The organism is uncultured Treponema sp. (genome assembly GCF_934725225.1).
GTDB lineage: Bacteria > Spirochaetota > Spirochaetia > Treponematales > Treponemataceae > Treponema_D.
In genome coordinates, this window is sequence record NZ_CAKVAM010000003.1 from 303,783 (window position 1) to 320,917 (window position 17,135).

General features: G+C 39.2%; 17 protein-coding genes. 4 read left to right on the forward strand and 13 right to left on the reverse strand.

The features are described 5' to 3' along the window. Positions 1-32: 32 nt before the first annotated feature. Complete coding sequence (locus Q0H92_RS06350; RefSeq protein ID WP_296013035.1) at positions 33-806, reverse strand: polyphenol oxidase family protein; 774 nt, start codon at positions 804-806, stop codon at positions 33-35. Beyond that, positions 803-2,524, reverse strand: coding sequence for a DUF5312 family protein (locus Q0H92_RS06355; protein WP_296013037.1), 1,722 nt, complete (start codon positions 2,522-2,524; stop codon positions 803-805). The genes Q0H92_RS06350 and Q0H92_RS06355 overlap by 4 nt, the downstream gene beginning before the upstream one ends. A gap of 181 nt (positions 2,525-2,705) precedes the next feature. On the opposite strand from Q0H92_RS06355, the gene Q0H92_RS06360 reads away from it, so the two are divergent. Beyond that, positions 2,706-3,602: a hypothetical protein gene (locus Q0H92_RS06360; protein ID WP_296013039.1), complete on the forward strand. Its 897-nt coding sequence runs from the start codon at positions 2,706-2,708 to the stop codon at positions 3,600-3,602. Positions 3,603-3,683: 81 nt separating this feature from the next. Here Q0H92_RS06360 and Q0H92_RS06365 read toward each other — a convergent pair whose 3' ends face one another. From Q0H92_RS06365 to argJ, 3 genes are read right to left on the reverse strand one after another with little or no spacing between them, the layout of a single operon-like run. Beyond that, on the reverse strand, positions 3,684-4,841 hold the full coding sequence (locus Q0H92_RS06365) for an acetylornithine/succinylornithine family transaminase (protein WP_296013042.1): 1,158 nt from the start codon (positions 4,839-4,841) through the stop codon (positions 3,684-3,686). An 8-nt stretch (positions 4,842-4,849) separates the two neighbouring features. Continuing rightward, positions 4,850-5,752, reverse strand: a complete 903-nt coding sequence (gene argB, locus Q0H92_RS06370) for an acetylglutamate kinase (protein WP_296013044.1) — start codon at positions 5,750-5,752, stop codon at positions 4,850-4,852. Between the two features lie 16 nt (positions 5,753-5,768). Next, complete coding sequence (gene argJ, locus Q0H92_RS06375; protein WP_296013046.1) at positions 5,769-7,040, reverse strand: bifunctional glutamate N-acetyltransferase/amino-acid acetyltransferase ArgJ; 1,272 nt, start codon at positions 7,038-7,040, stop codon at positions 5,769-5,771. Positions 7,041-7,221: 181 nt separating this feature from the next. Between argJ and Q0H92_RS06380 the strand changes: the two genes are divergently transcribed. Further along, positions 7,222-9,318: a [Fe-Fe] hydrogenase large subunit C-terminal domain-containing protein gene (locus Q0H92_RS06380; RefSeq protein ID WP_296013048.1), complete on the forward strand. Its 2,097-nt coding sequence runs from the start codon at positions 7,222-7,224 to the stop codon at positions 9,316-9,318. Positions 9,319-9,335: 17 nt separating this feature from the next. Here Q0H92_RS06380 and Q0H92_RS06385 read toward each other — a convergent pair whose 3' ends face one another. From Q0H92_RS06385 to Q0H92_RS06405, 5 genes are all read right to left on the reverse strand, one after another. Beyond that, positions 9,336-10,256 carry a M15 family metallopeptidase gene (locus tag Q0H92_RS06385; protein WP_296013050.1) on the reverse strand — a complete coding sequence of 307 codons (921 nt, stop codon included), beginning with the start codon at positions 10,254-10,256 and terminating at the stop codon, positions 9,336-9,338. Between the two features lie 70 nt (positions 10,257-10,326). Continuing rightward, complete coding sequence (locus tag Q0H92_RS06390; RefSeq protein ID WP_296013053.1) at positions 10,327-10,656, reverse strand: type II toxin-antitoxin system PemK/MazF family toxin; 330 nt, start codon at positions 10,654-10,656, stop codon at positions 10,327-10,329. Beyond that, complete coding sequence (locus Q0H92_RS06395) at positions 10,644-10,886, reverse strand: AbrB/MazE/SpoVT family DNA-binding domain-containing protein (protein ID WP_296013055.1); 243 nt, start codon at positions 10,884-10,886, stop codon at positions 10,644-10,646. The genes Q0H92_RS06390 and Q0H92_RS06395 overlap by 13 nt, the downstream gene beginning before the upstream one ends. Positions 10,887-10,947: 61 nt before the next feature. Next, positions 10,948-11,637 (reverse strand): SDR family oxidoreductase, encoded by a 690-nt coding sequence (locus Q0H92_RS06400; protein WP_296013057.1) that lies wholly within the window; start codon positions 11,635-11,637, stop codon positions 10,948-10,950. Beyond that, positions 11,634-12,380 (reverse strand): VUT family protein, encoded by a 747-nt coding sequence (locus Q0H92_RS06405; protein WP_296013060.1) that lies wholly within the window; start codon positions 12,378-12,380, stop codon positions 11,634-11,636. The genes Q0H92_RS06400 and Q0H92_RS06405 overlap by 4 nt, the downstream gene beginning before the upstream one ends. A 443-nt stretch (positions 12,381-12,823) precedes the next feature. Between Q0H92_RS06405 and Q0H92_RS06410 the strand changes: the two genes are divergently transcribed. Together Q0H92_RS06410 and Q0H92_RS06415 are read left to right on the forward strand one after the other, a co-directional pair. Then, entirely contained in the window at positions 12,824-13,204 is a 381-nt protein-coding gene (locus tag Q0H92_RS06410) for a desulfoferrodoxin family protein (RefSeq protein ID WP_296013061.1), read from the forward strand. 18 nt (positions 13,205-13,222) lie between these two features. After that, complete coding sequence (locus Q0H92_RS06415; RefSeq protein WP_296013063.1) at positions 13,223-13,714, forward strand: ferritin; 492 nt, start codon at positions 13,223-13,225, stop codon at positions 13,712-13,714. 18 nt (positions 13,715-13,732) lie between these two features. Here the strand turns inward: Q0H92_RS06415 and Q0H92_RS06420 are convergent, their stop codons facing one another. The 3 genes from Q0H92_RS06420 to Q0H92_RS06430 form a co-directional block, all read right to left on the reverse strand. Then, complete coding sequence (locus Q0H92_RS06420) at positions 13,733-14,425, reverse strand: hypothetical protein (protein WP_296013065.1); 693 nt, start codon at positions 14,423-14,425, stop codon at positions 13,733-13,735. Positions 14,426-14,566: 141 nt separating this feature from the next. After that, positions 14,567-15,550 carry a carbohydrate kinase gene (locus Q0H92_RS06425; RefSeq protein WP_296013068.1) on the reverse strand — a complete coding sequence of 328 codons (984 nt, stop codon included), beginning with the start codon at positions 15,548-15,550 and terminating at the stop codon, positions 14,567-14,569. An 18-nt stretch (positions 15,551-15,568) separates the two neighbouring features. After that, positions 15,569-17,125, reverse strand: coding sequence for a GH32 C-terminal domain-containing protein (locus Q0H92_RS06430; RefSeq protein WP_296013069.1), 1,557 nt, complete (start codon positions 17,123-17,125; stop codon positions 15,569-15,571). Positions 17,126-17,135: the final 10 nt, after the last annotated feature.

Consider the following 17,135-nt stretch of genomic DNA (forward strand, 5'->3'; position numbering starts at 1 on the left):
GAATATACATTTTTATGAATAAATATGCAATATCAAAATGAATAAAAAACGAATGCAGTTTGAACAGTAAAGTGTTTCTGTTTTTCTTCCAAAGGCAAATTCTGCGGAAGCGATGATGTCTGCCGCCTAAAAGAGCCGTACTTAAACGCTCCGTTTTCCTTAAAACAGCAAGTGCATTCTTTGCTCACAAAAATATTTCCATCTGGAATGCCAATTTTTCTTAAAAGATACAGATTCGCATCCGCAAGGCTCAATGAATATTTATTCTCATCTGAAGAAACACAGCCGCATCCAAAGTTTTTCAAAAAATATTCAGCGCGGCCTTTATTAATGGAATAACAGCACGAATTTATATGCGGTCCCAAAACAAAGCACAAATCATCAGGTTTGGAACCGTATTTTTTATTCAGCATATAAAAAGCTTCCACCGCAATTCCAGTTCCCTTCCAGCCGGAATGCAAAACGCCAAACACATTTGAGTTTTTGTCATAAACAAAAATCGGCATACAGTCCGCAACTGTTACAGCAGGAACAATGAATTTATTTGAAGTAAAAATTCCGTCTCCTTTCTTTTGAAAAATTTCATCCGCGCTAGAAACTTCATAGACAGTTTTTGAATGAATGAGTTCCGGCTGCGCAACCTTTCTTTTTTCAGCGCAAATTGAAGAAAAAAAATTATCTCGCACTGAATTGGTTTCATTCCATCTGAACCGCATATTTCCAGACGACAAAACCGACATTCCCCACAAAGGCGCAGAAAACAAAGGCATTCCGTTATAAAAAAAATTTCCTGTCAAAAAATTCATACTGAAATATTTTCCATTTCTATAATTGCCTGCAAAACTTCAGAAGCAAATTTTATGCTGTGCGCAAATTTTTCAAGATTCAATTTGAACTCTTTATTGTCCGCACCCATTATCTTATTTAAATTCGCAAGCGGTCCGTAATAAACTGTTGACTTTTCGCCAAGCATCGCAAACAAAAGATTTTCAAAGCCGGTCAAAAATTTTGCAAACATATCCGCCAAGTCCAAGGCATTTCCCTCAATTTCAAAAAGAATGCTGCGGAGTTTTTCTTTGTCCGGCTCTTTTTCAGAAGAAGCATAATGCGCAATTTCAGAACCATATTCCCCGGAAGACGAAAGCCGTTCAATAAGAAAATCATTTTTGCTGATAATAGAATTCAACGTGGAAATCATGTCGGAAAACTCATACATATTTTCCTTTATCGAAAATTTTCCTTCCAAAGTAATTGTGCTCAAAAGCTGCTTGTATTTTGGAAATTCATTCTTTAAATAATAATTCAAAAAGCCAATCGAATTTTCATATTTTTCAGTGTAGTCCGCACCGATTTTTTTCCAGGGACGAGAAGGATACTTTGGAAAATCCTCAAGTGAAAAATAAGTTTTGAGTTTTTTCTTTACTTCTGATTTTTTAAAATCCTTGTTCCACATTTTAAGCCGCTTGTCCAAAACAACTTTCCACTGCTCCTTGAATTTCTGAAACCACAAATCGCTGTAGCTCAACGGCAACGGAGAATAAAGGGAATTTTCAGAAATTACTTTTCCAAATTTTTTAAGCGGAATTTTTTCTGCAAACGTATTCAGCAAAGAAATTTCTGCAGACGATGAATTTACTTTTTCTGAAATCTCCTCATATGAAGAAGCCGAGCAGTTCCACAAATCCTTCTGCGGAATTCCAGACATAAAAAGAACAGAAAGAGTTGTATCTGAGCATTCAAGCCGCCCCAAAAGAATTCTTGCAAGGCTGTCAAAATCATCTTTTATCTGCGAAAAAGAACAAGTGCGTCCGGAAGAGCCGGAAGAAAATTTTGACATAACAGTGCCAAGCGGAATTTTCACAAACATTCTAAGCCGCTCAAATTCACGCGCGCAAGAAGACATTTGAATTTTCTTTTCAGAAGAAATTCCAGAAACAATTCCGTCAAGCTTTGTAAAAAGAATATTTCTTATGTCCGCAGGCAAAGGTTTTTCAAAAGAATAACTGTAAACATCGCACGAAGATTTTATTTCTTGAACAATTTCAGGCATCACGGTAAAACCAAGCAAAAAATAAAACAGCCCGGTGTCCTGTTCAAGCGAATCAAACGAAGGCTTAAAAAATTCACGCACTCGCTTTAAATCCAAAAGCCCGGAATAAAATCCAGAAAGAAGAAGCTTGTTTTTGCAGTCAATTATATCAGGAAAATCATGCTCCAAATTTTTTGAAAGAGAAGCCACAACGGAATTATTGTAAACAGTTTCAATGCTAGAATTCAAAAACAAAGATTTCAGCCACAAAATGAATCTGAACAAAAGCGGCTCTTGTCTAAGTTTTTCCGAAAGAGTCAGCTTGTCTTCTCTGCGTTTTTCCTGCTCAAGCTGATTGTCGGATTTTTCAGAAGGAAATGAAACATCAACTTTGTCCTGCTGAATCTGGCTCAAAATATCAGAGCGTTCCTCTTTTGAAAGATTTGACGCAAGAACTTCAAAATTGCTTTTTGCTGATAAATTTTTATTTTCCATAATCTGATTCTATTCTATGAAAAGAAACAGGAAATGTAAAGATTTTATTTCTATAAGAATATCTAATCTGAATGTAGAGTTTTGCAGCAGATGAACTAGACGACAAAAACCACATAGAAAAACTGCTGTTTTTATGCTATTATATATTGATTGAAAATATCTATAACTCAAAGGGAAAAAAATGAAAAAGTTTATTTTTACATTTATTTGCACTTTACTTTTTGCTAACTCAATATTTGCTGAAAAAAGAATTGTCGAATTTTGGAATTTAATGGGTGAAAAAAAGTATGATGAACTTGAAACCTTCTTAGGCAATTGGGAACAGGAAAACAAAAAAGATGCGGAACTTTATGTAGCGTATTTTAATTTCTATTTGCAGAAAGCCACACAAAATCAAATGTATTTTGAAACAGATCTTCCGCCGGACTGTAAAAGCTATATGAAAGGCCAGAATGAAAACGGCGAGGAAGGTTATATGTGTTTTATAACTAAATATGATGATGAAATGTCAAACAAAGCTTTTGAATATATTGACAAAGGAATTTCATACAATCCTAAAAGACTTGATATGTATTTTGGAAAGGCTCATTTTTACTACTTAAGAAAAGATTATAAAAATCAATGTGAATTATTAAAGAAAGTATTTGATTTGGATAAAAAAAATAAATCAAAATGGCTGTGGGCAAATAATACGCCTGCAAAAGAAGCCAGTATTGACTTTGAAAAAACTATGCATGGATATATTGGAAAATGGCTGAAAGAAAAAACTGAAGATTCAATAAAGTATGCAAAAAAATTGTCAGTCGAATTTATCAAATACTATCCTAAAAATCCCATTGCATATAATGATGCTGCAATATGCTGTATTTATTCAAATGACTTAAAATCCGCAAAAGAATATTTTAAATCAGCTTATGAACTTGACAAGTCAGATATGATAATTCTAGCAAATCTTGCATATATTTCTGAAGATCTTGGTGAAAAAGAAGACGCAAAAAAATATTATAAATTATTAGAGCAATCTACAGATGAACAATATAGCAGCATGGCAAAACGTAAATTAGAAACTTTTCAATAAAAATAAATAACATATTTACCGCACGTCAAAATAAAAAAAATGCTCCCAAGAATGTAAGGGAGCAACGATAATGCAATTTTTTTATTTTTCAAGAACTTCTTTTATAATAGAAAGACCTTTGTCAATTTCCTTGTAGCCGATATTTAAAGGCGGAACTAGGCGCAAGACATTTTTTCCTGCTGTAGAAAAAAGCACACCTTTTTCAAGGCAAAGTTTTTCAACTTCCACAGGATTTTTTGAAACCTGAATTCCAATCATAAGACCTTTTCCGCGCACATCTTCTACGCAAGGCAAATTCCAGCTTTTTACAGTGCTTTGAATATATTCGCCTTTTTCACAAACAGAAGACAAGAAGCCGTCCTTTAAAAGCTCATGCAAAACAACACTGGCCGCGCTGCACGCAAGAGGATTTCCGCCGAAAGTTGACTGATGCTCTCCTGCCGCAAGAACATTTCCTTTTCCGCGGTAAAGACAAGCGCCCATTGGAATTCCACCGGCAATTGCTTTTGCAAGTGTTACAACTTCCGGATTTATTTCAAGCTGCTCGCTCGCAAGAAGAGTTCCTGTGCGTCCCATTCCTGTCTGAACTTCATCGCAGATTACAATTGCGCCAGCTTTTCTTGCAGCTTCTGCGGCCGCCTTTGCCCATTCCTTATCAAGAGGAAAAACGCCGCCCTCGCCTTGAACACATTCCATCATCAAAGCGGCAGTCGTATCGTCAAAAGCGTCTTTCAAAGAATCATAATCGTTTGGCTTTATAGTTTTGAAACCTTCAACATAAGGCGCAAAAGTTTCCGGGTGAAAAATATCCTGACCAGTCGCAGTAAGAGTTGCCATCGTGCGTCCGTGAAAAGAATGCTCCAACGTTACAATAGTTTTTCTTTTTGAACCGCCATTCAGCTGGCCGAATTTGCGTGCAAGTTTTATCGCAGCTTCATTTGCTTCCGCGCCGCTGTTTCCAAAGAACACGCCTTCAAATCCTGTAGCATTCAAAAGTTCATCCGCATACTTTATGCCAATGTCGCTAAGAAAATAATTGCAGACATGAATCTGTTTTTTTGCCTGGCTAGACACAGCTTTTACAAGCGGCTTAAAATTATGCCCCAAGCTGTTCACTGCGATTCCCGCAAGAAAATCAATATATTTTTTTCCATTTATATCTGTAAGAACAGAACCTTTTCCGCTCTTAAAAACAACATCAAAAGAGCCGTAATTATTTAAAACTTTTTTGCTTCCCATGTTAACCTCTAGTAAATCATCGTTCCAATTCCGCGGTCGCTGAACATTTCAATTAAAAGCGAATGAGGAACACGGCCGTCAATAATATGAGTGCGCGGAACACCGCCGTTTCGGGCAAGCATACAGCACTCAATCTTCGGAATCATTCCGCCGGCAATTATTCCTTGGTCTATATATTTTTCAACATCGCCAATATGAATCCGCTGAATCAAAGACTTCGGATCATTCACATCTTTTAAAACGCCAGGCACATTTGTAAGCTGAACAAATTTTTCAGCATGAAGAGCCACGGCAATTTTCGCAGCGGCAGTGTCGGCATTTATGTTGTAACGGACATTGTCGCCATCGCAGCCCAAGGCAACAGTCGAAACTACAGGAATAAAATTCTGCTCCAAAAGCGACTCAAGAATTTCAGGGTTCACTTCTGTAACTTCACCGACAAAACCCAAGTCCTGTCCGTCTTTTTGGATTTTCACAGCCTTCAAAAGTCCTGAATCAACTCCGCTCAAGCCAACAGCCTTTCCGCCGTTTTCAAGAAGAAGAGCAACAATGTCCTTGTTCAGTTTTCCAGTCAAAACCATCTGGACAATCTCCATTGTTTCCGCATCAGTGTAGCGAAGTCCGTTTATGAATTTGCTTTTCTTGCCGACTCTTCCAAGCATATTGTTAATTTCAGGACCGCCGCCGTGAACAAGCACAACATGGATTCCAATCGTGTTTAATAGAACAATATCTTCCATTACGTGCTTCTTCAAATCCGCATTAAGCATAGCGTTTCCGCCGTACTTTACGACAACAACTTTTCCGACCCAATGCTTAAAATACGGAAGAGCCTGAACAAGCACATCAGACCAATGCGCATTGTCAAGCCGAGGATCAATTTCTTCTATATCAGGTTCATTTGTATTCAATTTTTTGCTCCGTGTTTTAGGTTCTGTAATCGCCGTTTATTTTAACATATTCGTAAGTCAAATCACAGCCCCAGGCAGTTCCGCAGGCAGTTCCGTCCTGGCATTCAATGTTGATTTTTATTTCCGCTTCCTGAAGAACTTTTTTTGCCAATGCCTCGTCAAAGTCAAGAGGAACTCCGTTTTCAAAAACTTTAAGCGAAGTGCGTTTCCCTTTCTGCTCGCCGATAAAATCAGTCGCACCAGTCCGCATGGAATTTTCCGCGCTTTCAAAAGTTATGGAAGTTTTTTCAGGCGAAAAGTCAAATCCTGAATATCCCATTGCGCACAAAAAACGCCCGAAGTTCGCATCGCTTCCAAAAATTGCGGCTTTTGCAAGGCTTGAGCTTATAACGGCTTTTGCAAGACCACGCGCAGTTTCAACGTCCTTCGCCCCGGAAACATTGCATTCAATCAGCTTGGTTGCACCTTCTCCGTCTCCTGCAATCTTTTTTGCCATCTGGGTATTTATTGCATTCAAGGCTTCGTAAAAAATCTCAAAGTCTTTTCCTTCGCAAGTGATTTCATCGTTTCCTGCCATTCCGTTTGCAAGAACAGTCAGGCTGTCGTTTGTGGAAGTGTCGCCGTCAATTGAAACGCAGTTGTAAGTTCCAGCAACAGATTTGCGCAAGGCTTTTTCAAGCATCTGGGAAGAAATAGCGCAGTCAGTTGTCATAACGCTGAGCATTGTTCCCATGTTTATATGAATCATTCCAGAACCTTTTGCCATTGCTCCGATTCTTACAGTTTTTCCGCCGATTACAGTTTCTACAGCGCATTCCTTGTAATGAGTGTCTGTTGTCATTATTGCAGCGCGGGCTTCTTTATGTCCTTCCTTGGAAAGTCCGTCTTTTAAAGTCTGAATATTCTTTTCGATTTTTTCAACAGGAAGCTGCTTGCCGATTACGCCTGTGGAGTAAACAATAACATCATTAGGATTTATTCCAAGAACATCAGCTGCAAGGCTCGCCATTTTTCGCGCAACTTTCGCGCCCTGTTCGCCAGTACAAGCATTTGCGTTTCCAGAGTTGGCAATAACAGCCTGAGCTTTTCCGTTGGCAATATTTTCTTTTGTAAGCTTTACGCTTTCTGCCTTGACTTTATTCTGTGTAAATACGCCGGCCGCATTGCAAAGCTTTTCGCTAAAAACAAGCGCAAGGTCGTTTTTTGTGCTGCTTTCCTTTATTTTGCAAAGCATTCCATTCGCTGTAAATCCTTTAGGAGCTGTAACTCCGCCATCAATAAACTGCATTTTTATACACTCCTTTTACAAAGTTTTGCATAATTATAAACTTTTTCCGCACAATGTCAATAAAATCAGCAGGCTCGCAAAGAAATAAAATTATAGAAAATATCAATGGTTGACGAAAAACCGTTTTCGTTAGATACTAGCCGAAACCAAATTCACTAAATCACTTTTTACCGAGTTCGACATGACAAAAAATCTAAACACACAAACTGGAAAATATCGTTCAGTAATTTCCGTAGACAAAGAAAAATGCGTAAACTGCCAAAGGTGCATTGCGGTGTGTCCTGTAAAAATGTGCAACAACGGAGCTGGAGACCACGTTGCATTTGACGAAAAACTTTGCATAGGTTGCGGCTCTTGCATTGAAGCCTGCACTCACGGCGCAAGAAAAGGAATTGACGACGCAGAACTTTTCTTTGAATCTCTTAAAAAAGGTGAAAAAATCGTGGCGATTGTTGCGCCTGCCGCAATTGTTAGTTTCCGCGGAAAAGACCTTGAACTGAACGGATTTTTAAAGTCGCTTGGTGTGGAAGCTGTTTTTGATGTAAGTTTTGGCGCGGAGCTTACAACAAAATCTTATGTTGAATATATTAAAAACAAAAATCCAGATTGCGTAATTTCTCAGCCTTGTCCTGCCCTTGTTTCGTTTATTGAAACTTACCGCCCAGAACTCATAAAATATCTTGCGCCTGCCGACAGCCCGATGCTTCACTGCGCAAAAATGATAAAAGAATTTTATACAAAATACAGCGGATATAAAATCGCGGCAATTTCGCCATGCTATGCAAAACGGCGTGAGTTCGACGAAACTGGAGTGTGCGACTACAACGTAACAATGCGCTCAATCCAGAAATATATGGAAGAAAAAAATCTTAAGCTCGATTCATTTCCAAAAGTAGAATACGAAAATCCTGCCGCGGAACGTGGAGTTCTTTATTCAACTCCGGGCGGACTTATGAGAACCGCAGAACGCTTTGTTCCGGGCATTTCAGAAAAGACGCGTAAGATTGAAGGCAATCCAAAAGTTTTTCATTATCTTGCAAAATTTTCAGAAGCGAATAAAAACAAAAAGCCGTGCTTCACTTTAGTTGACTGCCTTAACTGCGAAAACGGATGCAACGAAGGAGCCGGAACTACAAATAAGGGAATGCACCTTGACGAAATGGAATCTTTTGTAGAAAACCGAATGCAGGAGCGCCGTTCGTACTGGGCAAAAAAAGGACACAGCAAAAAATCCGCTCTGAAAAAACTTAACAAGGCAATCGATGAGTTTTGGAAGCCCGGACTTTACGACAGAACTTATGTTGACAGAAGTGCATATTTCCGCCAAACAATAAAAGAGCCTTCGCAGGAAGAAATTCAAAAAATCTACACAGATATGCACAAAAAAACAAAGGCGGACATTTTAAACTGTGGTGCCTGCGGATATGAAAACTGCGAGCAGATGGCGGTTGCAATTTACAACGGACTGAACCACCCTGAAAACTGCACTCATTACACAAATATTTTAAAGGACATAATGAACGAGCAGCATCAGGACGAAGTAAAACAGTCTGTGCGTAAAGTTGTTGAAGCCGGAGCTGAAAAACTTACAGAAAACGGACGCGATGTCCAGACTTTGACAGATGCCGCACGCAACATGAGCGAAAGCGTTTCAACTTCTTCTTCCGCTGTTGAAGAAATGATTGCAAACATAAATTCTATAAATTCAATTCTTGAACACAACGCTGAATCCGTGGGACTTCTTGACGGAGCAACAAGAAAAGGAATGGCAGGAATTGAAAATGTTGCCGAGCTTGTTTCCAAGATTGAAGAAAACTCAAACGGACTTAGCGAAATGAGCAGCGTTATTCAAAAAATTGCAAGCCAGACAAACCTTCTTGCCATGAACGCCGCAATAGAAGCCGCCCACGCAGGAGATTCCGGGCGAGGATTTGCAGTTGTAGCCGACGAAATAAGAAAACTCGCTGAAAATTCAGGCTCACAAGCACGCAAAATTTCTGATGTTCTAAAAAATGTAAAGCAGCTAATCGATGCAACGTTCAAAGACACTGGAGATGTCCAAAAGGAATTTTCAGAAGTTGTGCAGCTTTCTGGAACTGTGGTTGAGCAGGAGCAGACTGTGCGCCGTGCAATTTCCGAACAGAACGAAGGCGGAAAGCAGCTTTTGCAGGCAGTAGGAACAATGCGCGAACTTACACAGACAGTAAAAGAACGCACAGAAAAACTTCTTACTGACACAAACGCAATAAAAGAAAGCATCCTTGAGCTAGGAAAATAAAATTCAAGGCAGGAAAATTACCGGGATTGCTTATTCTGCAATCTGCTGAAAAGAATAACTTCTGGGCGATATTCAAAATGCATATTGTCCCAGATTGCCCACTTTCCGCCCCACAAAAATCCGTTGTTTTCAAAAATCTCAATTACTTTTTTCGGTGGCATCCATCTTCTTTCAAGCGGAAGCTTCATCCAGTTGTCTCCGTCAATATCTCGTCTCCATGCCCAGTATACATTTTTCTGCTTCCAGCCTCTTGGAAGCAAGTCAAGCGCAAGTCCAAGACTATGAAAAGAACGATTGCCAGAATCGCTTATATTCCGCCAAGAATAACTGTCCGCGCTTAAAAGTGTATCTAAAAAATTTTTTACTTCCGCATCAGACTTTGAAGCTTCAAGAATTTCTTTTTCGACTTTTGCAAGAGGCTCTCTAAGTCGCTCATGCGCATTTGTTTTTTTTCCAAGGAACGATATTTTTTTTATATGCTGCTCAAGGGAAACTCTTGTCTTGCAGTCATATACAAAGTCGTAAAAAAATGGAGGCGTTCCCTTGCCGCTTGTTCTGTTTTCTGGAGAACTGAACTGCCGGATTTTTTCAATGTCCTCGTCTGTAAAATCCGCCGGGTCATGCAGAACAAAATCATATTCATATAGAAAAGAATTGTACAGATTTTTATTTTCGATTTCGGATTCAGGCAAAAACATTCCGTCCGCCCAGAAAAATTCCGCAGTTCTTCCGCCATGCGAAAGTGAAATTTTCCAGTCGCCGGCAAACGCATTGTATTCGCTTTTAAACTGAATATCAGGATAAGCCTTTTTGAATAATGAAAGCAGCTCAGGCTCTTCACATTTTAAATTGAATGCAGAAAATGAAAACCCAAAGCAAGGAAAAAACAAAAGCACAAATAAAAAACAGCGGACAAAACGACTAGAAGAAAATCTCATTCTTAAAATTTAGCATTGAAAATACCGGCAAGTCAACTAAAAAGAATATGAAAAACAGACAAAAACAATTTCAATTCACAAGCATTTCTTTCAGAATCTTTTTCACTTCTAAAACTTCTTTTTTTGATATTTTTCCAAGCCTTTTTATAAGACGAATATTATCTACAGTTCTTATTTGATCCAAAACAATCCAGCCATTTTTTCCTTCGAATCTCACTGGAATTCTTGTCGGATATGAATGGGATTTTGTTGTCATAGGAGCAATAATTATAGTGCTGATATTATTATTTATTTCATCAGGAGAAATTATAAGGCAAGGACGAGTCTTTTTTATTTCATGTCCAACAGTTGGATCTAAGTTTACAAGATAAACATCATATTGATTTATTACCATTCCCATTCAAACTCCTCTGAAGAAGGAATGTCCTCCATCACATCATCTTTATTTTTGTGCATTTCACAAAATGCTTCCGCCCAGCCTTCACGAGGATTTTCTTTTATAGGAGTAAGCAGAATGCCTTTTTCGGTTACTTTCATATTCATTTTGTCTTTCACTAAAAATTTATCTAATATCATTTTGGGAAATCTTATTCCACGAGAATTTCCAATAGGAACTACAGAAACCACCATAAAAACCTCCTTGACAAACCTAATGTAATTATAAAGTAATAACTGCTGAAATGTCAAATTTTTACCACACGAACAAGTCGGCACAGTTGCGTTCTCCGCCGGAAATATCGATTGCCTGCCCTGTGCAGAATTTGTTTATCGCAGTCATAAAGTAAATCCAGTCAGCGGCTTCTTCCGCAGTCGCCCAACGTTTTAGCGGAGTTACGTCCATGATTTTTTTCCAAAGCGATTTATCCTGAACAACTGGCGCATTCAGTTCCGTAAGGATTCCGCCAAAGCACAAGGCATTGCAAGTCGCCCGATATTCATTTGCAAGCCGAATCGCGCAGTTTTTCATGTAGCCCACAACTCCAGCTTTTGACGCGGCATAAGAAGCAAACTCGTTTCCTGTAAGCGCTGAAACGGAAGCATTGAATAAAACCGATTTTATTTTTTTCTGAAACGCATATTTTTCTGTAACCGCCATTGTTCCAACAAGATTCACTTTTATATCATCAAGGCTGAAATTGCTGGCAGTTTGAATTCCTGCGTTGTTCACAAGAATTTCAACGCCGCTTATTTCAGGAAGAGAATTTTCTTTTGAAATGTCGCAGACAAAATGTTTATAACATTCCGCATTCTTTACAGAAGAATCGCCGCTTATTGAGTCGGGGCGCACATCAAGCCCGATGACTTCATTTTTTTCAGCAAGAAATTTTAAAGCGCACGCTCTGCCAATTCCTCTGCTCGTTCCTGTAATTAAAACTTTCATTTTGCATTAGCCTTTCTGTATTCAATATATTCCTGCCCGACTTTTTCTCTTTCCCACTGGCGGACAACTTTATATCCCAAGCCTGAAAAAAATATTTCGCCCAAAAGCTCAAAGCCTGCCCCAATCGCCGAGCATACAAAAACCTGAATCCAAGTCCAGCCAAAGAAAACTTTTGAAACAATTGTGGCAAAAATAAAATTGTCCACAAGCTGCGCTATTGCAGTTGAAATATAAGAGCGGAATGCAAATGAAAAAAATCCGTCCGACTTAAAATGATTTCCGATTGCGCAGTTAAGCAAAGCATTTACAACCGATGACGAAACAAAGGCGACAGACGAGCCGAGCACAACATACCAAGAGCCAGCGAAAGTTGCATTGAGCGCATCATTGACAAGCTGATTTTCAGAAGTGTAAAATTCGCCCCACTTTCCCGGAGTCTTTGCAAGCAACGCAAATGAAACGCAGATAAAAAGATTCGCGGCAAGAGCAACAAGTGAAATTTTTATCGCAGCCTTCGCACCCCATCTTTTGCAGATTACATCCATGCACAAAAACATAATCCAGCTGAACGCAAATCCGCAGTCAAGCGCAACATATTTAAAACTCACAAGCTCTTTGTTCGCAATAAGATTCGCACAGACAACAGACAAAATAAAAATTGAAACTGTAAGTGAAGGAATGTTTCTCAAAAGAATTTTAAAGTCGTCAGCTTCGCGGGAAACAAAAGAAAAGAATTTTTTCATAAAATATCAGCGGAAACAAAACCGCCAACCTCCATAAGAATTTTAATTTATAAAGCGCAGGAGAGTTATGAGGAATCATAAACTGCGCAACGCAAATGTAATATTTTTCCACGGAAAATGCAAGGCTAAATCAGTAGAACGCTACGCATTTAGCATTTCAGATATTGAGTTTTGAAGAGAAAATAAGATAAAAACTCTTAAAATTCCTATTTTCCCTTCACAAATCCGTTAATATAAACTGCTTGTTTATGAACAGCAATGAAATTTTCTCTCATCATACCGCTGGTGATTTTTTGATGACCGTTTGCGGACGTTTTTTGTTTACACAGGATTTTTTTGTGGTATCTTAAAAGCGTAAACGCAAGGCAAAAAGAAAATAACAGGCAGCAAAAAAAATGCAGTTATTTTTCAAGCCGGTCTTGCAAAATTTTTTGGAGGTCATTATGCAGTTGAAATTTTATTATTGCAGGCACTGCGGAAAAATCATCGCCATCGTAAAGGACTCTGGAGTTCCAACAATTTGCTGCGGAGAAGAAATGCAGGAACTTGTGCCGGGAACAACAGACGGCTCTACAGAAAAACACATTCCTGTAATCAAAGTTGCAGGAAACACAGTTTCTGTTACTGTAGGCTCAAAACTTCATCCGTCAGAAGCAGAACACTACATCGAATGGATTTTGCTTCAGACTGATAAAGGAATCCAGCAAAAGTGGCTTCGTCCCGGAAACTCTCCAAGCGTAGATTTTGCAGTTATGACCGGGGAGCGAGTTGAAGCCGCCTATGAATATTGCAACATCCACAGGCTTTGGAAAGCGGAATATTAAATTTCACGGAGGATTTTTATGAACACGACTACAACTTTAACTTCAATGCTGAACACGCAGATTCAAAAAGAATTTGAGTCAGCTTATATTTATCTTGGGTTTGCGGCTTTTTTTGACATGAAAGGACTTGCCGGATTTGCTGAATGGTACAAACAGCAGGCAAAAGAAGAGGAAGAGCACGCAATGAAAATTTACGACTACTTGTGCAAAGTAAATCAGCCTGTGGAACTTATGCCGATTGGCGCGCCAAAGAACAAGCCTGAAACAATTTCGCAAGTTTTAAATCAAAGCCTTGAGCACGAGGAGTACGTAACAAATCTCATAACCACGCTTTACTTTCAAGCTGAAAAAGAAAAAAATTTGTTTGCAAAAAATTTCTTGAACTGGTTTATAAACGAACAGCTTGAAGAAGAGCAAAAGGCAAAGGAGCTTATAGACAAATACAAAATGTTCGGCTCAACACCAGAAGGTCTTTATGTGCTTGATAAAGAACTTGGCGGACGGCAATAAAAAAATGCGGCATGGAAACTAAATCTGACGGAATGTTTTTTCTGATGATTTTCTTCCCATGCGCTCTTTTTTGAACAAAGCGATTAACTGCTCACGCGTAATGTTTCCGTTGCGTTCACGCGCCGCCTTGAGTTTTCTGTACACGGTGTTTTCGCTGAAGCCTTCAACTTCTTTCTGGTAGATTTTTCCATCGCAAAGCTGCTCAAGAATTTTCACTTCATCTTCATAAAGCACAAGCCGCTTGCGTTCAAACTGATTTCCAAGAACAAAGAAAACGCTTCCAACAAACCAGATGCTGCGGGCAATGTGAATCAAAAAATGAAACACACTTTCGCCGTTTATAGAAAAAGCAACACAAACCGCACCAAAATAAAGCGACATGGCAATATATTTTACTTTGGGCTTTATCATAACAACAATACACACAATAAAGAGAGCCGTAAAATTATTGAACAAAAAAGTTTTTTCAAACGCAATCAAAAAAACAAGAATCACTGAATAGACAAGATAAAAATAAGAAAAACATTTCCGCTTGAAAATAGCCGCAGTCGGAATATAAAGAAAATTCATCAAGGCAACAATCCAAGTTCCTGCGAAAAATCCTTCGTTAAAACCTTTCCATACATAAAGCGCGCAAAGAATCCCGGAGAGAACGCTTGTAAACAAAACAAAATGGTCGTTCAGAAAATCTGTAAGAATGTTGGACTTCACAAGCCCTCCCCTGCAAAGCAAAACTGGCGAATAAAAAACAAAAATCTTCTATATAATTGCTATATAAATAATAACACTTTCCCACAGAATTTCAATAGAACAAAGAGCAATATCGAAAACTTTATGAATTTTTTTTGCCAGTTATTTTTTGCTGAAATCTTTTATAAGCTGCTTAATTTCCGAACGCGCAGGCATTACTGAAAGCGAGCCTTTTTTTGTTGTTACAAGCGATGAAGCGGCATTTGCAAAGACAAGCATTTTTTGCAGACGCTCCCTAGAAAAAGTTTCGTATCCAGCGCAAAGAATTTCATGCAGGATGCAAGCGCAGAATGTGTCGCCCGCTCCAGTCGTGTCAATTGTTTTTACGTTTGAAAATGTTCCGGCTGTTTCATGCAAAGAAATTTTTCCGTCAGAGAAAAACGCTTCGCTTCCGTCCTTGCCCTTGGTAACTGTAATCAGCGGAATTTTAAATTTTGAGCGGATCCAGTTTATGCCATCGCAAATAGATTTTTCGCCGGAAACAAATTCAAGCTCTTCCGCCGCAATCTTTAAGATTTCACATTCTGAAAGTCCAAACAAAATTTTTTCTTTTGCCTGATTTTCATTTTCCCAAAGCGGAAGCCGCAGATTCGGATCAAACGAACGGAGCACTCCAGAATTTTTTGCAGTCTCAAGCGCAAACTTAGTGGCATCAAAGCAAATTTCATTTGTCATTGACAAAGTTCCAAAGTGAAATATTTTCGCGTCTGAAATCAACTCTGATTTTATTTCAGATTTTTCAAGCATGGAATCCGCGCCTTGATTTCTGTAAAACGAAAAACTTCTGTCGCCATCATTTGCAGTGTGAACAAAAGCGAGCGTTGTTTTGTATTTTTTTGAAAACACAAGATTTTCTGTTCCGATTCCAAGATTTTCAATTTTTGACTTGAGCATTTTTCCAAACATATCATCTCCGACTTTTCCAACAAACGAAGCTGAATGTCCAAGCTTTAAAAGCATCGCAAGAACATTGCATGGCGCGCCTCCAGAGTTCGCTTCCATAAGCCAGTTTCCCTGCGCGCTCATTCCGTTCTGAGTAAAATCCACAAGAAGCTCTCCCAGCGCAACAACATCGTAATTTTTCATTTTGCAAATCTCCGTAATTTAAATTTCAAAAACTTTATATTCAGCGCGAATATTTTTTGAAACAGACATTTCAAGCACCGCAGAATTTTCAGAGCTAACAAAAGCAGCAGGAACAAGAAAGAACGCATTTGTGAACGCCGTCTCTCCGCCATTAACAAAAACTTCCATGGAGCAAGTGTCAATTAAAATCCGCAGAGAAATCTTTTTTCCGTGAGCTGATTCCTCATAGCTGAACGAAGACGGCGGAAGTTTCATTTTGCGGAAATTTATTTTTCCTCCGCCGCCAACGGAATTTCTTCTGTCAAAGCAAAGCGTTTGTTCTGCAAAGTCGCAAGTGAATTCTACGGAAAATTTTTTGCCAGCAAAATTTCTGCTTAGCACAAAAGAAAATTTTTCATTTTGATTTTTGCAGTCCGCTGAATTTTCAAAATCAAAAAAAAGATCAAGCTCAATATCCCCATGCAAAAAATCATTTTTTACAAACACGGAAGATTCAGAGACAATGCCGCTTTCACATTTTTTTCTATATAACAAAAGCTCGCGCACAGGATTCTGAAAAAACTTTCCGTTTTTCAACTCAAGCTCACGAGGAAAAGTCATCATGCCAGACCAAAGATAATTTTTGGGCGTGATGTACGATTCCCAGTTTTGCATCCAGGCAATCATGATTCTTCGTCCGTCAGGAGCAAGGCAAGTCTGCGGCGCATAAAAATCAATTCCGCCGTCAATCTGCGCAAAGTCAAGAGAATTTTCATTCCGCTTTTCGCGCTCAAAAACAAATTCCGGCCACTTCAGAATTCCTGTCATGTAGACGCTGTTGTTTCCATCGTGAAGTCCGTTCTCAAAGTCAGCTTTCATTTCCTGCGGAGAAAAAATCACAACGTCCTTTCCACACAATTTAAAAATATCGGGACACTCCCACATTCCGCTTTTTCCGCGGCTCTTGTCAATCACAGAAACAAACTTCCAGTCAAGAAGATTTTCAGAGCGGAAGCAGACAAGCGCGCCTTTTCCGTCTGGCATTTTAAGAACACACGCCATGTAAAATTTTCCATCTTCGCGCCACAACTTTGGATCGCGGAAATCTCCTTTCTGAAATTCAAACGGAACGTCCGCCGCAGTAATCACAGGATTCTTTTTAAACTTTTTGTAGCAAAGACCGTCGCCTTCCGCCAAGCACTGGTTCTGCAAAGTTTCACCTTTTTCATTTTTTGAAACTCCAGTGTACGCAAGAATATGCCTGCCTTCAAATTCAATTGCCGTGCCGGAAAAGCAGCCTTCGCAGTCAAAAGCAGAATCAGGAACAAGAGCAGGGTCAAGAATTTCCCAGCGGACAAAATCCGAAGTGCAAAGATGCCCCCAGTGCATCGGTCCCCACTGCGTCGAATACGGATGATACTGAAAAAACAGATGGCATTTTCCGCCGAAAAACGAAAAGCCGTTCGGATCGTTGCACCATCCCGCCGGAGAAAACGCATGAAAAACCGGAAGCAGAAAATTCTTCGGCTGCGATTTTAAACTTTCCTGAATTTCATTTTGTTTTTTTGCGGCAGCTTCAAGCGTATAATTCTGCATGGGCGACTCC

Excerpts from the sequence above, each read along its gene's own strand:
- Q0H92_RS06350 (WP_296013035.1), bottom strand. The coding sequence starts at position 806 with ATGAATTTTTTGACAGGAAATTTTTTTTATAACGGAATGCCTTTGTTT.
- Q0H92_RS06355 (WP_296013037.1), bottom strand. The coding sequence starts at position 2,524 with ATGGAAAATAAAAATTTATCAGCAAAAAGCAATTTTGAAGTTCTTGCG.
- Q0H92_RS06360 (WP_296013039.1), top strand. The coding sequence starts at position 2,706 with ATGAAAAAGTTTATTTTTACATTTATTTGCACTTTACTTTTTGCTAAC.
- Q0H92_RS06365 (WP_296013042.1), bottom strand. The coding sequence starts at position 4,841 with ATGGGAAGCAAAAAAGTTTTAAATAATTACGGCTCTTTTGATGTTGTT.
- argJ (WP_296013046.1), bottom strand. The coding sequence starts at position 7,040 with ATGCAGTTTATTGATGGCGGAGTTACAGCTCCTAAAGGATTTACAGCG.
- Q0H92_RS06380 (WP_296013048.1), top strand. The coding sequence starts at position 7,222 with ATGACAAAAAATCTAAACACACAAACTGGAAAATATCGTTCAGTAATT.
- Q0H92_RS06385 (WP_296013050.1), bottom strand. The coding sequence starts at position 10,256 with ATGAGATTTTCTTCTAGTCGTTTTGTCCGCTGTTTTTTATTTGTGCTT.
- Q0H92_RS06390 (WP_296013053.1), bottom strand. The coding sequence starts at position 10,656 with ATGGGAATGGTAATAAATCAATATGATGTTTATCTTGTAAACTTAGAT.
- Q0H92_RS06395 (WP_296013055.1), bottom strand. The coding sequence starts at position 10,886 with ATGGTGGTTTCTGTAGTTCCTATTGGAAATTCTCGTGGAATAAGATTT.
- Q0H92_RS06400 (WP_296013057.1), bottom strand. The coding sequence starts at position 11,637 with ATGAAAGTTTTAATTACAGGAACGAGCAGAGGAATTGGCAGAGCGTGC.
- Q0H92_RS06405 (WP_296013060.1), bottom strand. The coding sequence starts at position 12,380 with ATGAAAAAATTCTTTTCTTTTGTTTCCCGCGAAGCTGACGACTTTAAA.
- Q0H92_RS06410 (WP_296013061.1), top strand. The coding sequence starts at position 12,824 with ATGCAGTTGAAATTTTATTATTGCAGGCACTGCGGAAAAATCATCGCC.
- Q0H92_RS06415 (WP_296013063.1), top strand. The coding sequence starts at position 13,223 with ATGAACACGACTACAACTTTAACTTCAATGCTGAACACGCAGATTCAA.
- Q0H92_RS06425 (WP_296013068.1), bottom strand. The coding sequence starts at position 15,550 with ATGAAAAATTACGATGTTGTTGCGCTGGGAGAGCTTCTTGTGGATTTT.
- Q0H92_RS06430 (WP_296013069.1), bottom strand. The coding sequence starts at position 17,125 with ATGCAGAATTATACGCTTGAAGCTGCCGCAAAAAAACAAAATGAAATT.